Raw genomic sequence first — 12,446 nt, 5'->3', positions numbered from 1 at the left:
CAAATGACATCCCAGCCTGTGCATGACCGTAAAAACTACCTTCACGTGATAAGCCGCTTCGGGTTATGACGAGGCGCTTGTGTGACATGCTGGAAAACCAATTTAGGCGTTTACTGAAAGCCTGGTTGTCCTCAAGTGAAACGACCCTTAGAAATTTCTATGGCGAAATAATCACATAAGTCTTCTCCACGTGTGTTATAAGCGAGTTTGAAATCGCCACCACTGGCGGTTAAGAGGCATCTCATGAAACTACGTATCACAAGAGCAATCGGCCTCAGCAAGTTCTCACCACGTTGGGTTAAGGTTATCTGTTTACGGTTGACTAAAAACGATATTGAGCGCTCCCTCAACGTACTGCTGGCCACAATTGATGAATCTGATCTCACCTCTGAGCAAGTCAAAGCATTGAGGGAATGCGTTGACAGAATTAACCTAGCAAGGGGGAAGGGGATGAAAGCGTGAGCAATTTTGATTAAGCATGTTTCGATGTTGCTTTTTTAGAATGGATTTTATGCAAAATCAACGACAAACGTGATGTTGCTACATGCATGAGAGAAAGGTAGACGATACCGTATATACGCCGCGCGTTGTTTACGCCAGCATCGCCGAAGGGGCCGACACCGGCAGAGCTTTTGAAAGCCAAATATGAGCGGATGAAGGCCGAAGGGAGGGCATAGGTATGAAATGGTCGCTCTTTGAGCGAAGAGGTACCGTTCGTAATCAGCTATACCCATAGGAGAACTACATGTTTCACCTACGAAGGACTGTGCATGAAAACTGGTAAACTCTTTTGAAAGCAACCGGAAATAAATTTTAATTGTTAAAATTTTTAGTTGGCTATTGTATAGTCGGAATATATCAGAGGACAGTCTATAGGGGCGATATCATGGTAGATCCATTAACTGCTAAAGTTTTTCAGGCCGCAGTAGTAAAATCCGTTGAGTTAATGCTTCAGAAAATTTTCAGCTCTCAGTGGCCTAGAGATTGCGAAGATGCGAAAGAGATAGTTAACGAACTACAGAACGAATGGCCCAAAAATAAATTCATCGAAAAGCACGTTCAGCATACACTTAAAATGCGTACACTTATAAATCCGAATGACGATGTAACGCTTACAGATATTTATCACCCGCTGACAGTCGTTACTGCATCTAGCGGTGACTCAATACCAATTAAAGATGACTTAACACTACAATTTAGCGGGATTGCAAACATTATAGGTATAGCAGGTCAGGGGAAAAGCACAATATTGCGCAAGCTTTTTCTTGAGGAAATTAAAAAAGCGGAGAGAGTTCCTTTTTTCATTGAACTTAGAAACGTACCGGATGGTAATATACTAACCTACTTTAAAAATTTGCTTAAAAGCCTGCACATTACGGTTACAGATTCGAATGTTGAATATTTGCTTCAGTCAAAAAAGATAGTTTTATTACTAGATGGCTTTGATGAAATTCGGCAGGAAATAACAATTCAAGCTATTCAATCGATACTCGAACTAAATAAAACCTACGCCTGCCCACTTATAGCAACAAGCAGGCCAAATACGCAAATTTGTCAGATGCCTGGAATTAATAACCTGATAGTTAAAAAAATAGATTTAGAAGATAAACTACACATACTTAACCTGATTGAACGACAGGACAATAAATCTAATCTGACAACTTTTCGAAGTTTGTGCAATTTGCTTATTGAAAATACATATTTCGAAGAAACAATCAGTAACCCTATTATGGTTACGCTTTTATATCATTGTTTTCCGTATATGGATGAAGTGCCAAAGGATATTACTGATTTTTATCGCCAGTTATTTGGTGTTTTATATGCGCGACATGATAAAACCAAAGGTTATAATAACAGGGAGAGAGAGTCATGTATTGAGGTGGAATCCGCCCGCACGCTTTTCTCAAACGTTTGCCTTAAATCATTATTAAGAGAGCAGTACTATCTTGACTCACACACGCTTCATCAACATATAAAAAGTGCTCTTAAAAGTCATGGATACGATGAAAAATTAGCTGAAGCTTTCACTAACGACATTGTGAAAATAACCTGTCTGTTACAGGCCGATGGTAATGACCGTTTTGTTTATCTTCATAAATCCGTACAGGAGTTTTTTGCTGCGTTTTTTATTAGTACAATGCAGGAAAAAAACATTAAAAGTGAAATTTACGCGTATTTGAGAAAGTCTCTATTGTCATCGCCTAAATTTGATAATCTACTACAATTTCTCTACTATTTAGATAATTTATCTTTTTTAAATGAGATTACACTTGAAACTTTCAAAATTACTGGATTTGAAAAATATGCCAATCTGACTTATGAAGAAATTTCAGAACCCTTTGACGAATTATTATTGGGCGGAGGGGTTCATGGGGAAAGTACACTGAATGATACTTTTGTCACCTTAACCAGTTATACTTCTATAGGGTCAATTTTAAAACTAGACTTCCTGAATGTAATAAAAGGTGAAAAAAGAGATAAGTTTGATATTGACTTAGAGTTTCGGAAAATAATCCCAGACACTATCGATAAAGAAGACCTTTCATCTTATTCTTATCATAAAACGTCTTCGAGTAAAAATAAAAAACATTTTATCGAAGGTGATTTGGATGACAACCCGAGAGAAAGTTATAAATTTGATCTCAAGAAGTTCCTCATAGTCAACGGATTGTATGAGTATTATAAAATAATATTCTTTAAGTCCATAGTTGATTTCTATAATGAAGTTTATATGGTAAAGGATAATGAAGTCCGCGAAATGAAGAGTGCAATGATCGATAGCTTTGGATTTATATCAGAAATTTGACACATATAAAACAAAATATTCTGCAATGATTTTGGCCGCGAAAGCGGCCATACAAATTACAGCAACCTGTTAAAAATGATATGACAATGTAGATAATCAACCAATTTAACATTACCTTGGAACATATAATGTGGTGGTTTGCGTCTTTAGCAAATCAGTCGAGTGAATTAATATTAAAGAACATTACGCCGGAACAGTAGGTTTCATTGAGCATGTTTTCGCGTTAATACATCTGCTCGGATTCGCTTTTGCCCCAAGGAACCGGGAGTTTCATAACGAGCGTCTGTTTATTCATGGGTAAGATGGGTTTTATCCGGGACTTCAGTCAATCATTTCCACAACCAGCCTAAATCTTAAGAAAACTTATACCCACTGATATAGTATTAACTAACTTAACGCCCATAAAGTAAGCGCCTCAACGGGCGCTTTTGTAGGTGAGGGAGGTTCTTAATTTATCACCCCCGGAGGATTCTTCTCAGGAAATACCTTTTGACCTCGGGTTTCAGAAGAGAGCTGAAATTCCATGCAAGCGCATAGCCTTCATCACAACCCTCTTCATTTTCGTAAACACAAGTCTGGAAATAGCTAACGCAATTATCCATCAGGTAGTCATGCACATGGACAAAAAAATCTTCGAAATCTACATCGTAATAACACTCTGACAGGCGTTGTGACTCTGCGTGACGCGCACGTTTTGTACGGCCATGATCGTCGCAGAATATCTCATCAAGGTAGCTGATGACGGCTCTTTCAATGTGTTTTAGCTGTTCTTCCGTTATGCTTTGCTGGCACTGAAATGCGCAGAACAGGTAGAAATTTGGGTTATTGGTACCGTATGAGCGGGATGTCAAATCGCCCATCGTAATCCCTACCTTTGCAAAGCCGGGATTTCGGCTGTCACCACCCACATAAACCCATTTATCGGGAGACTCAAAATTCAACTTATCTCGCTCCATGATCGCTGCCATTTTATAGTCGTCGTCAGGAATTTCTAGGTCGTAAATCTGCTGTGGCTTTTTCATGCTTCCCTCTATGCATTCGTGAAAGTAGTCTTCAGAAATAAACTGCCTGATATTACAAAAGTTAATTAGCGCAGGATAATGCTGACAATGACCGGATAGTCAAAAGTGCTGCACGTCAGTCTGCTATAACTCTGGCGGTAGAAATGCCCCGGATTTGCTTCGAGGTCTGGCCAAGCAACTCGTCGCTGCCTGGCTGTGACTCTTCGCCAAGGGTGATGTCAAATCAGCGGCCATGAACTATCTCGGGAAGACACGGGAATTATCGTAGATCGTTTTGAGTTCAAACTTGTCGAGGTGTTAATTACCATTCTTCTTCAAACTCACCTTCGCGCAGTTCGCACTTACCTTCGATGATTTCCCACGCATGAGTCATTCCCATATTCATCAGCTCGATGGTACGTTCGCGGTCGTCGGAATAGGCGCCAACAAAGATGACGTATTCCAGTTCAGGTTTTCCTAACTCAGGCGAGCAGCCGAAATCATGGAAAGCAGCCTGCCATTGAGAACCTTCTTCATCTGGCAAATGGAAAAGTTGCATAGGGCGTTCAGCAGGTTCGAACTCAATAAAGTTCGCTGAGCCACCTGGGGAAGTGAGTACCCGAACATGCCCATCAAAAAAGTACATGCGTGCGCTTCTCAATCCTTCCACATAAAACAACCGGCCATCTGATAGTTGTTTCAAGACCAGATACACTTCACGTCGCTGAGTACTCATTATTTTTCCTGTAGTTATAGGTACTGCACGATATTGAGTATATCCATGCGAAAGGCTGGGTGAAAGCAAAAGAGCTATAGCCTGCTGATGAAATTGTCAGTTATTTGACTGATGCCCCGATCTTGATCATTTTTGGCCATAACCTTGTCCAGTTCCTCATTACTCAGCACCGAGTGGGCCGCCATCTAGCATAGGATGTTTTGTGATATCACGCGTGGGCTCTCGCTACCGTTGTATGTACGCCACTGGCTATTGCTGGCCATGCCAGCAATATCCTCCATCTGGATGCTTGGAAGGACAGGCTTTCTTTCTGCTCGTAAAGATGTTCCGGAGGGAAATGTAATCTTCAGTCAATCTCATGCGACACCTGTAATAAACCCCATTTCGGGGCTGTAAGTTAGAAAATTTGAGCATTACCGTTCAGATGTTTTCCACCGCATTGATGGGGCAGGAGGCGTCTACAATCGGATACAACTCTAACTTCGGGTTTAGTTTCGACTTTTCAGTATTCAGCTTAGCAATTTGTTCATTAATTTTGCTAATTCAGTAAAGAACATGTCAGTGGTTACTCGCCTTCCCTTCCGAGGGGAGGGGCGGGTTCAGCCTCTCCGCTCAACACAATTGTTGACCTCCAAATCCGTGATCCATCCTATAACGTTCTCAAAACAGATACCTGCAAGCGCTCTATCGTTCTAACACTCTTAAATTATTGCAAAAACTAAAAAATGTGTTTATATACATACTGTATATGCATACAGTATTTCATTGCGGAGGGAAAAATGAAAATCGAGTTAACCATTGATCGCATGAAGAAACTTCCTGATGGAGCTATACCTGCACTCGAGTCAGAACTGCTCAAAAGACTCAGCAAGCAGTTTGATGATTGCCAGCTTACGATTAGGCGTGCCAGTAATGATGGTTTGACTGTTTTCGGGGGCGACAAGAAAGAGGTTGAACATATCCTGCAGGAGACCTGGGAAAGCGCTGACGAGTGGTTTTATTAATCGCGTGAATTTCACTGGAGCAGTTTCAAAGAGTTTCGCTGTTTGCGTTCCCCTGGCTGTTCCCGATTACTGTTTACAGCGTCAATAAGTCGCTCTGGGGGAAATAGTGTGTAGTGCAGATGCCTTTAATGCAGATGATCAATGGTACGACGTGGTCAGAAGGGCCGATAAAGCAGTTATCTATAGCTTCCCGGCGGAAGGGAGATATCTGGTTTATCGAGTAAATGGAATAGTTTCATTACGACCGTTACTCGAAGAGGAAGAAATATTCACTCTCAACGGGTTCATGCAATTTGCAAAACGACTGGGGTACCGAGTTACACCACCGTCTGATATTATTCTTTCATAGGCCTGAACACCCTATACCTGATGCGCCACGGAGAGAACCATGGCGCTAGAATTACAACTTATCAAACACCACTCAGGAATACTGATCCCGGCAACGCCCGAGACCAGCGATATCCTGCAATCCAAAACCCGGCTCGGCGATGTTCTTGTTGCCGAGTTCAGGCGGGTACGAAACCCGGCATTTCACCGGCGCTTTTTCGCGCTTCTCAATCTCGGTTTTGAATACTGGGAACCAACTGGCGGGGCTATCTCTAGCAACGAGCGGAAGCTGATTACTGGTTACGCCAAGTTCCTGGCTTCTTATGGTGGGAATGAGGGTGCGCTGATCGACGCTGCTGAACAGTATCTTGAGCAGGTTGCTTACCGGCGCGTCACAAATGGCATTAGCCTGTGCAAATCCTTCGATGCTTACCGCTCATGGGTGATCGTTGAGGCAGGGCACTTTGATGCCATTCAGCTACCTGACGGCACACTCAAAAAGCATCCTCGTAGCATCTCATTCGCCAACATGGATGAACTCGAGTTCCAGCAGCTCTACAAAGCTGCGCTCGATGTCCTCTGGCGATGGGTCCTGTCCCGTTCATTCCGCAGTCGTGATGAAGCAGAAAATGTCGCCGCACAGCTGCTTGGCTTTGCGGGGTGATGGGGATGAAGAAGACCTGGTTCCACCACACCGATTGCAGCACCGAACAGGCGGACGAACTGGTTAAGCGTTACAAAGCGCGCGGCGTTCGGGTTGAGCGCAGCCTTAACCCGGATTACGTGACCTGGACTGTCAGTGCATTCTTGCCGACCTCAAATACACCAGCGCGCCCGGACAGCCGCTGGCGAAACCGGATGTGGGGGTGAACGTGAAGACATATCAAATCACATTGCCCTGGCCGCCGAGCAACAACCGGTATTACCGCCACAACCGCGGGCGCACTCACATTAGCGCAAATGGCGTCGCGTATCGCTATGCGGTGGCCAGTGTCATTCGAAGCGCTCGTCTTAATATCCGGACGGCTGCACCACTCAAAATCCTAATTGAATGTCACATGCCCGACCGCCGGCGCCGTGATCTGGATAACCTGCAGAAGGCTGCATTCGACGCTTTGACCAAGGCGGGATTCTGGCTGGATGACTGCCAGGTTGTCGACTATCGCGTTGTGAAAATGCCTGTCGTTAAGGGCGGGAAGTTAGAACTCACCATTACCGAGCTGGAGACCGCATGAATCTTGAAAATACCCTCAAATATCACTTCGCCAAATCGACAATGATTAGCGACTCTCCCCGGTCTACTGCGTCAGACTCATTGACCGGAACGGATATCATGGCTGCGATGGGCATGACGCAGGAACGGGCAGCTTTGGGTTACAGCGCTTTTCTCGGGAAGATGGGTATCAGCAACAATGACCGGGAGAGGGCGATCGAATTGCTGGCCCAGTACGCGTTGACTAAGTGCGATCGGGTTGCTGCACTTCGCAAACTGGATGCCAGGGTTAAGCCATTAGTGATGCACCAGCTGGCCACCTTCGCGTTCGAGGACTATTCCCGCAGCGCTGCCAGTGTGAAGCAGTGCGATGGCTGTAATCGGGAAGGGTTTATAGACGCTGAGGTATTCAGCATGAAGTCTCACACTCCGGCAAAAGAGAAGAAATTCGTGAAGATGTCTTTGCATATGGGCGTCGAAGATATTCACCCTTCCGACTATGAGGTACGCAGGCAGGTCAGGGAGGTTGCACGCGTTCTCTGCCCTCATTGTAAGGGTAAGAGGGTCGTTAGTTGTGCCTGTAGAGACTGTCATGGACGGGGGAAAGCCGTTAATCAGGCTCTTACAGAACAGCAGGGTGTTCCGGTTCTGGCTGATTGCAAGCGCTGCAGCGGGCGCGGGTATGAACGAATTCCATCAACTGAGGCTTACGCCGCGATGTGCCAGATAACGGATGCAATCAGCCTCGATACCTGGAAGAAGTCTGTTAAGCCTTTCTACGATCAGCTCATTACCAAGTTTGATATCGAAGAGGCGTGGGCTGATGCGCAGCTCAAGCAGATAACAAAATAGGGCATTATTTTATCGTGAGCTATTTACTTTTCCCGAATCTGTGGTAATTTTGCTCTAACGATGGGTTATTGCCTTCGTTTAAAGCCCTGCGGTTAGCCCCGTGGGGCTTTTTGCTTCATAGCGATTTTAGAATTTCTAAAACCATCACTATTCATTGCCTCTTATACTTTCTATATCGAATAGGAGGGGGGTAATGATGAGAGAAGGCTATTACTGGATTCAGTACAATGGCAGCAGGCAGATAGCTTACTACGTGCACGAAAAAATCGACGATTTAGAGTCGGGTGAAACTATCTACGGCGCATGGTATGTGACTCGTGGAGATGATCTCGCCAACAATGGAGAGGTCGAAGTGATAAGTGGACGTATTGAAGAGCCAAAGCTGTCACGAACGTAAATGCCTATCAAACCTCGCTATCTTGTTATTTTCTCTGGACATAAATGACGATTATCAATCTACAGTGTATAATCGTCCTCTTTTCAATAGGTAACCCCATGAGAAAAGTTGTTTTTGCCTCACTATTTTTGGTTTGTTCCGCACATGCTACTAGCCAGCCTACGATGTTAGTTTTCAAATGTACCCCCAATCATTCTAAAACAAGCACCATCGTCACTTGGCAGGACGTTAAAAAAGAAGACGGATGGCATCGATATGCCAGTTGGAAAGACAAGGTGGGGCAGCACTATGGTATCGAACTTTATTTCAATGGTTCCGTACCTAATGCCGATGGTCAGATTGAAAATATTAATGTTTTCGGCAATATGGATAGCCAGAAAAAATTATCTGGCCCTGCTATTTCCATGGTATTCAATAAAAAAGCAAAGCTTATAACCTACAAAATCACAAATGATTCAGTCGGATCGGATGTACGCAATCCTCTGGAACATGGCGAATGCGTCCTGAGCGATAAAAGTTAATAATTTCAGCTAACAACAGTGCTGGTAGTTACTTCCATAATGCCGCCATTTGGCGGTTTTTTTTCGATTAGCTTCGCGAAACTATAATCGCTATTCCCCCTGTTAAACCCCCTTATGATCATAGGCCTTTCAAACACTGCACCCGCCTGAAGCGAGGTGAGAGTATGTATCGCATGGACAAATTAACCACAGGTGTTGCTTACGGCGCCTCAGCCGGCAGCATCCTCAACGGCATTCTAAACGCCTTCAGTCCCGAGCAGTGGAATGCTATCGGTGTGCTGGCGGGTATCATCGTTGCCGTACTGACGTATCTGACAAATCTTTATTTCAAGATCCGTGAAGACAACCGCCGCAGTAGGAACCGAGATGAATACGACACTCAGAAATAAGCTGGTGGGTGCAATTGTCGGCGGATCCGGAGCAATCACTATTGCTGCCGTAATGTTGGGCAATGCAGATGGTCTTGAAGGGCGTCGCTATTACGCTTACCAGGATGTCGTTGGTGTTTGGACTGTATGCGATGGTCACACCGGCGCTGATATTCGTCGCGGACACCGCTACACCGACAAAGAATGTGACGCTTTGCTTCAATCCGACCTTCGCAAGGTCGCTGCAGCTATCGACCCGCTGTTAAAGGTCCATGTTCCCGAAACCACTCGTGCCGCACTTTACTCCTTCACTTACAACGTGGGAACTGGAGCGTTTAGCAGATCGACGCTGCTGAAGAAACTGAATGCCGGTGATGTTCCGGGAGCATGCAAAGAGCTGCAGCGCTGGACGTATGCCGGTGGCAAGGAGTGGAAGGGGCTGATCACCCGGCGCGAGATTGAGCGTGAAGTTTGCGAGTGGGGCCAGAAATGAGCCGAATAACAGCCATCATCTGTGCTGTCGTTATCTGCTTGCTGATTTCCATGGCCTGGGCGATTAACCACTACCGCGACAACGCCATCACCTACAAAGACCAGCGCGATAAAGCGACGGCCAGGGCAGATACATCAGAGGTGATCACCAACAACGTGATCACCACGATGAACCTTATCCGTGACATCTCACAGGCTACCCAGAATGCAAAGAACGAACTGGCTCAAAAGGGCGAGACGCGCATTGTCTACATCAGACAGGCGCTTGAAGACGATCAGTGTGCTAAACAGCTTGTTCCTTCTGCCGCTGCTTACAGCCTGCGGGAATACGCAGACAGTTTACGTTCCGGCTCCGGTGGTGCCGATAAGCGCTGACTTGACAGCAGACACGCCGATTCCCGGAATGGTGCTTCCGTTCACGTGGCAGGCAAGTCTGGAGTTGAACGCTCAGCTTTATACTGCGCTGGGGCAATGCAATCTGGATAAGGCGGCGATAAGGAAGTTTGAGGTGTCGCGAAGCGAACTGAATCCCAAATAATGTATCATGCTCCACTTCATCTAGAAATTATCAATGGAGCTGTGCATGAGCCTCTGGCCTGCTGTGATTGGTGCATTAAGTGCATTATGCGGTGCTTTTTTAGCTAACAAATTTGCTGATCAACGCTGGGAAAAACAAATCTCCTATGAGAAGGAAAAGGAAAAAAACAAGGTAATGAGGGAAAAGGGGGAAGAACTCCATTCTCTGATTTCAAGGTGGCAAAAATACATAGGGATTTATCAACTAAATCAGTTGCTTGTTCTCAGAGGTAAAATAACTGAGACTCAGCGTCAAGATTTACAGGCAAAGGAACCGCTTGAGTCCGGATTGCATGATAGGTTAGAAACTATACTTTTTATTTACTTTCCAGAACTAGGTACAAATCTATCAAAAATCAAAGAATTCTTGGAAATCGGGAATAGTACTTACCTGAAAACAATGAAAGGGAACCTGAACCATGAGCATGCATATAAAGAAATTGACGCATGTGCAATGAAAGTGCAGGAAACCTTCCAGAGTACAAATGCTGCCATCAGAGATAGGCTAAAAATAACATTGTGAATCGTTGCCACCTCCGGGCGGTTTGCTTTTGCCATAAAAAAGGCCACTTTCGAGTGGCTTTTTTAATGGCTTGGATTGCTATACAAGACAGGCCTTTGAGGCTGCCATAATAAGCTCGTTCATGAAATGTTCTTCCACTGACCTTGCGTAGTCTAAATCTACTATTGGTGCCTCAGCATTGCCGGGAACGCTTAACTCATTATCTTGATTGATATGAAAAACGGCAAAAGGTAATTTTTTATCGCTTCCCTTTGTGAAAAACGTAATCTCGTTAACAGGTTTAGAGTCGTAGAACCTTATCTTGGATTCTCCAAAGCACTGAAAATCGCACTGTGGGATAACAATTTCGATTCCATCAGCAGTTTTGGAAAATTTTATCTGTGAGTTAAGTGTTTGCGACTTGTTCCAGTAATTGTAAACACGTTCAAATAGGTTTTCTGCTTTAAATTGAAGATCTTCTCCGTGCTGACTAAGCATGCGGGATAATGTTGAAAACTTTAACGCGTCCATAATCTCTCCAGAGGTTTTCAAATGGCACTCACCGACAAGCAAGAAATGTTCTTTCGCGAGTACCTCATCGATTTAGATGCCACGCAAGCGGCTATTCGGGCGGGTACAGCGCAAAGACAGCTAACCGCACTGTGTCCGAAAACCTATCAAAACCTGACATCCAGTCCAGAATTGCCGAACTTAAAGCGCAACGCAATGATCTGGTAAGCATAAATGCGATATACATCCAAAATCATCTCATTGAGATAGACCAAGAGCTTGGCAAGCGAACTGCCGCATCCAACGGTCGTCACCCCCAAAAGGGATAGACTTGAAAGAAGGTATTCACTGAGTGCCTGTGATAATGCATGATATGGTCTCTTATAATGTGAGGTGACTATGACAATTAGTGACATAATGGCTTTATTAGGTTTCTTAGTGGGCGTTGTAGCAGCGTTCTTTGCGTGGAAAGCATATTCGGTTTCGAAAGAACTATCTTTTCCTGCTAAGAAGGCACACACGAATGAATGTTATCTAAAGCCTTTGTCGAAGAATGCTAAAGCTTTTAGAAAATTTTTGGAAGAAAATAATTACAAAAAAATATACCTTAACATTCAATTTGATAGTGATGATTGCGAATATGCTGTGTGTGATGGGGAAAGTAAATTTAATGTCACTGCGACTCTTACTTTCTGGGTTGAAAATTTCACCCCCTTAAATGAAGGCGAGAGTCTTAGTGGTCTTAATTCTTCCTCTCTTCTAATTCAAGTCAGCGGACCACACGAAAGACACCTTTATTGGAATAAAGGTGGTTATCGACTTCAGGGTTACTTCGCGTTAGAAGGATATGGTGTGCAGCAAGGGCACTCAGGTTGCCTATTAAGGCCGTTACCTATCACCTAAATTAGTCTCTAGGTAAGTTTTTATCTCAAAATCTCACGCCACTTGCGTTCGCTTGTGGCTTTTTTATGCGCATCGCACGCGCTGATAGTAGATAGTCTTACAGCTGAACGCTAGCCTAACCGCGCTTATGCGATAGCGTTCTCCCAAGGTATCATCCGCCTTTACTTTGGGATAGATAGTTATCGCTTCTGAGCGAAAGAACAGACTGGCGCCGCGGTAGGTAACATGCTGGCGTTCG

The 12,446-nt window shown here is 44.5% G+C and carries 18 protein-coding genes and 2 pseudogenes; 17 read left to right on the top strand and 3 right to left on the bottom strand.

Annotated elements, in window-relative coordinates:
* The first annotated feature begins 243 nt into the window (after nt 1–243).
* From AA74_RS0118980 to AA74_RS1000000123825, 3 genes and pseudogenes are all read left to right on the top strand, one after another.
* Nucleotides 244–462, top strand: a complete 219-nt coding sequence (locus tag AA74_RS0118980) for a hypothetical protein (RefSeq protein WP_025913044.1) — start codon at nt 244–246, stop codon at nt 460–462.
* Nucleotides 463–886: 424 nt separating this feature from the next.
* Nucleotides 887–2,806, top strand: a complete 1,920-nt coding sequence (locus AA74_RS0118975; RefSeq protein WP_025913043.1) for an NACHT domain-containing NTPase — start codon at nt 887–889, stop codon at nt 2,804–2,806.
* 166 nt (nt 2,807–2,972) lie between these two features.
* Nucleotides 2,973–3,179: pseudogene (locus AA74_RS1000000123825) on the top strand (Tn3 family transposase); the annotation flags it as partial.
* A gap of 82 nt (nt 3,180–3,261) precedes the next feature.
* On the opposite strand, the gene AA74_RS0118970 reads toward AA74_RS1000000123825, so the two are convergent.
* On the bottom strand, nt 3,262–3,828 hold the full coding sequence (locus tag AA74_RS0118970; RefSeq protein ID WP_025913042.1) for a hypothetical protein: 567 nt from the start codon (nt 3,826–3,828) through the stop codon (nt 3,262–3,264).
* A 301-nt stretch (nt 3,829–4,129) separates the two neighbouring features.
* Entirely contained in the window at nt 4,130–4,543 is a 414-nt protein-coding gene (locus AA74_RS0118965) for a hypothetical protein (protein ID WP_025913041.1), read from the bottom strand.
* Between the two features lie 779 nt (nt 4,544–5,322).
* On the opposite strand from AA74_RS0118965, the gene AA74_RS0118960 reads away from it, so the two are divergent.
* From AA74_RS0118960 to AA74_RS0118905, 12 genes are all read left to right on the top strand, one after another.
* Complete coding sequence (locus AA74_RS0118960; protein ID WP_025913040.1) at nt 5,323–5,547, top strand: DinI family protein; 225 nt, start codon at nt 5,323–5,325, stop codon at nt 5,545–5,547.
* Nucleotides 5,548–5,653: 106 nt separating this feature from the next.
* Nucleotides 5,654–5,896, top strand: a complete 243-nt coding sequence (locus AA74_RS1000000123735; RefSeq protein WP_224065701.1) for a hypothetical protein — start codon at nt 5,654–5,656, stop codon at nt 5,894–5,896.
* Nucleotides 5,897–5,935: 39 nt separating this feature from the next.
* On the top strand, nt 5,936–6,538 hold the full coding sequence (locus tag AA74_RS0118955) for a DUF1367 family protein (protein ID WP_025913039.1): 603 nt from the start codon (nt 5,936–5,938) through the stop codon (nt 6,536–6,538).
* Nucleotides 6,538–6,744, top strand: coding sequence for a hypothetical protein (locus AA74_RS0118950; RefSeq protein ID WP_025913038.1), 207 nt, complete (start codon nt 6,538–6,540; stop codon nt 6,742–6,744). The genes AA74_RS0118955 and AA74_RS0118950 overlap by 1 nt, the downstream gene beginning before the upstream one ends.
* Before the next feature lie 2 nt (nt 6,745–6,746).
* Nucleotides 6,747–7,109 (top strand): crossover junction endodeoxyribonuclease RusA, encoded by a 363-nt coding sequence (rusA, locus tag AA74_RS0118945; protein WP_025913037.1) that lies wholly within the window; start codon nt 6,747–6,749, stop codon nt 7,107–7,109.
* Nucleotides 7,106–7,939 (top strand): antitermination protein, encoded by an 834-nt coding sequence (locus AA74_RS0118940; protein ID WP_025913036.1) that lies wholly within the window; start codon nt 7,106–7,108, stop codon nt 7,937–7,939. Before rusA ends, AA74_RS0118940 begins: the two co-directional genes overlap by 4 nt.
* Before the next feature lie 196 nt (nt 7,940–8,135).
* Nucleotides 8,136–8,336 carry a hypothetical protein gene (locus tag AA74_RS0118935; protein WP_025913035.1) on the top strand — a complete coding sequence of 67 codons (201 nt, stop codon included), beginning with the start codon at nt 8,136–8,138 and terminating at the stop codon, nt 8,334–8,336.
* A 98-nt stretch (nt 8,337–8,434) separates the two neighbouring features.
* The gene (locus tag AA74_RS0118930) at nt 8,435–8,857 is read left to right on the top strand and encodes a hypothetical protein (RefSeq protein WP_131797661.1); all 423 of its coding nucleotides are present in this window, start codon (nt 8,435–8,437) and stop codon (nt 8,855–8,857) included.
* Nucleotides 8,858–9,021: 164 nt separating this feature from the next.
* Nucleotides 9,022–9,246, top strand: coding sequence for a class II holin family protein (locus AA74_RS0118925; RefSeq protein WP_025913034.1), 225 nt, complete (start codon nt 9,022–9,024; stop codon nt 9,244–9,246).
* The gene (locus AA74_RS0118920) at nt 9,224–9,718 is read left to right on the top strand and encodes a lysozyme (RefSeq protein ID WP_025913033.1); all 495 of its coding nucleotides are present in this window, start codon (nt 9,224–9,226) and stop codon (nt 9,716–9,718) included. The genes AA74_RS0118925 and AA74_RS0118920 overlap by 23 nt, the downstream gene beginning before the upstream one ends.
* Nucleotides 9,715–10,092 carry a DUF2570 domain-containing protein gene (locus tag AA74_RS0118915; RefSeq protein ID WP_025913032.1) on the top strand — a complete coding sequence of 126 codons (378 nt, stop codon included), beginning with the start codon at nt 9,715–9,717 and terminating at the stop codon, nt 10,090–10,092. Before AA74_RS0118920 ends, AA74_RS0118915 begins: the two co-directional genes overlap by 4 nt.
* A 208-nt stretch (nt 10,093–10,300) precedes the next feature.
* Nucleotides 10,301–10,816: a hypothetical protein gene (locus AA74_RS0118905; RefSeq protein WP_025913030.1), complete on the top strand. Its 516-nt coding sequence runs from the start codon at nt 10,301–10,303 to the stop codon at nt 10,814–10,816.
* 78 nt (nt 10,817–10,894) lie between these two features.
* On the opposite strand, the gene AA74_RS0118900 is transcribed toward AA74_RS0118905, so the two are convergent.
* Nucleotides 10,895–11,326, bottom strand: a complete 432-nt coding sequence (locus AA74_RS0118900; protein WP_025913029.1) for a hypothetical protein — start codon at nt 11,324–11,326, stop codon at nt 10,895–10,897.
* Between the two features lie 21 nt (nt 11,327–11,347).
* Between AA74_RS0118900 and AA74_RS01000000122330 the strand changes: the two are divergent.
* Both AA74_RS01000000122330 and AA74_RS1000000123485 read left to right on the top strand, forming a co-directional pair.
* A pseudogene (locus AA74_RS01000000122330) lies at nt 11,348–11,580 on the top strand (terminase small subunit); the annotation flags it as partial.
* 124 nt (nt 11,581–11,704) lie between these two features.
* Nucleotides 11,705–12,208 (top strand): hypothetical protein, encoded by a 504-nt coding sequence (locus AA74_RS1000000123485; RefSeq protein WP_155267977.1) that lies wholly within the window; start codon nt 11,705–11,707, stop codon nt 12,206–12,208.
* Nucleotides 12,209–12,446 lie beyond the last annotated feature (238 nt).

Source organism: Enterobacter sp. 5-4 (genome assembly GCF_000612205.1).
GTDB classification, from domain to species: Bacteria; Pseudomonadota; Gammaproteobacteria; order Enterobacterales; family Enterobacteriaceae; genus Enterobacter; species Enterobacter roggenkampii.
The sequence above is the reverse complement of the archived record's forward strand: the minus strand, read 5'-3'. Positions and strand labels throughout refer to the sequence as shown.

Excerpts from the sequence above, each read along its gene's own strand:
- AA74_RS0118980 (WP_025913044.1), top strand. The coding sequence starts at position 244 with ATGAAACTACGTATCACAAGAGCAATCGGCCTCAGCAAGTTCTCACCA.
- AA74_RS0118975 (WP_025913043.1), top strand. The coding sequence starts at position 887 with ATGGTAGATCCATTAACTGCTAAAGTTTTTCAGGCCGCAGTAGTAAAA.
- AA74_RS0118970 (WP_025913042.1), bottom strand. The coding sequence starts at position 3,828 with ATGAAAAAGCCACAGCAGATTTACGACCTAGAAATTCCTGACGACGAC.
- AA74_RS0118965 (WP_025913041.1), bottom strand. The coding sequence starts at position 4,543 with ATGAGTACTCAGCGACGTGAAGTGTATCTGGTCTTGAAACAACTATCA.
- AA74_RS0118960 (WP_025913040.1), top strand. The coding sequence starts at position 5,323 with ATGAAAATCGAGTTAACCATTGATCGCATGAAGAAACTTCCTGATGGA.
- AA74_RS0118955 (WP_025913039.1), top strand. The coding sequence starts at position 5,936 with ATGGCGCTAGAATTACAACTTATCAAACACCACTCAGGAATACTGATC.
- AA74_RS0118950 (WP_025913038.1), top strand. The coding sequence starts at position 6,538 with ATGGGGATGAAGAAGACCTGGTTCCACCACACCGATTGCAGCACCGAA.
- AA74_RS0118940 (WP_025913036.1), top strand. The coding sequence starts at position 7,106 with ATGAATCTTGAAAATACCCTCAAATATCACTTCGCCAAATCGACAATG.
- AA74_RS0118935 (WP_025913035.1), top strand. The coding sequence starts at position 8,136 with ATGAGAGAAGGCTATTACTGGATTCAGTACAATGGCAGCAGGCAGATA.
- AA74_RS0118930 (WP_131797661.1), top strand. The coding sequence starts at position 8,435 with ATGAGAAAAGTTGTTTTTGCCTCACTATTTTTGGTTTGTTCCGCACAT.
- AA74_RS0118925 (WP_025913034.1), top strand. The coding sequence starts at position 9,022 with ATGTATCGCATGGACAAATTAACCACAGGTGTTGCTTACGGCGCCTCA.
- AA74_RS0118920 (WP_025913033.1), top strand. The coding sequence starts at position 9,224 with ATGAATACGACACTCAGAAATAAGCTGGTGGGTGCAATTGTCGGCGGA.
- AA74_RS0118915 (WP_025913032.1), top strand. The coding sequence starts at position 9,715 with ATGAGCCGAATAACAGCCATCATCTGTGCTGTCGTTATCTGCTTGCTG.
- AA74_RS0118905 (WP_025913030.1), top strand. The coding sequence starts at position 10,301 with ATGAGCCTCTGGCCTGCTGTGATTGGTGCATTAAGTGCATTATGCGGT.
- AA74_RS0118900 (WP_025913029.1), bottom strand. The coding sequence starts at position 11,326 with ATGGACGCGTTAAAGTTTTCAACATTATCCCGCATGCTTAGTCAGCAC.
- AA74_RS1000000123485 (WP_155267977.1), top strand. The coding sequence starts at position 11,705 with ATGACAATTAGTGACATAATGGCTTTATTAGGTTTCTTAGTGGGCGTT.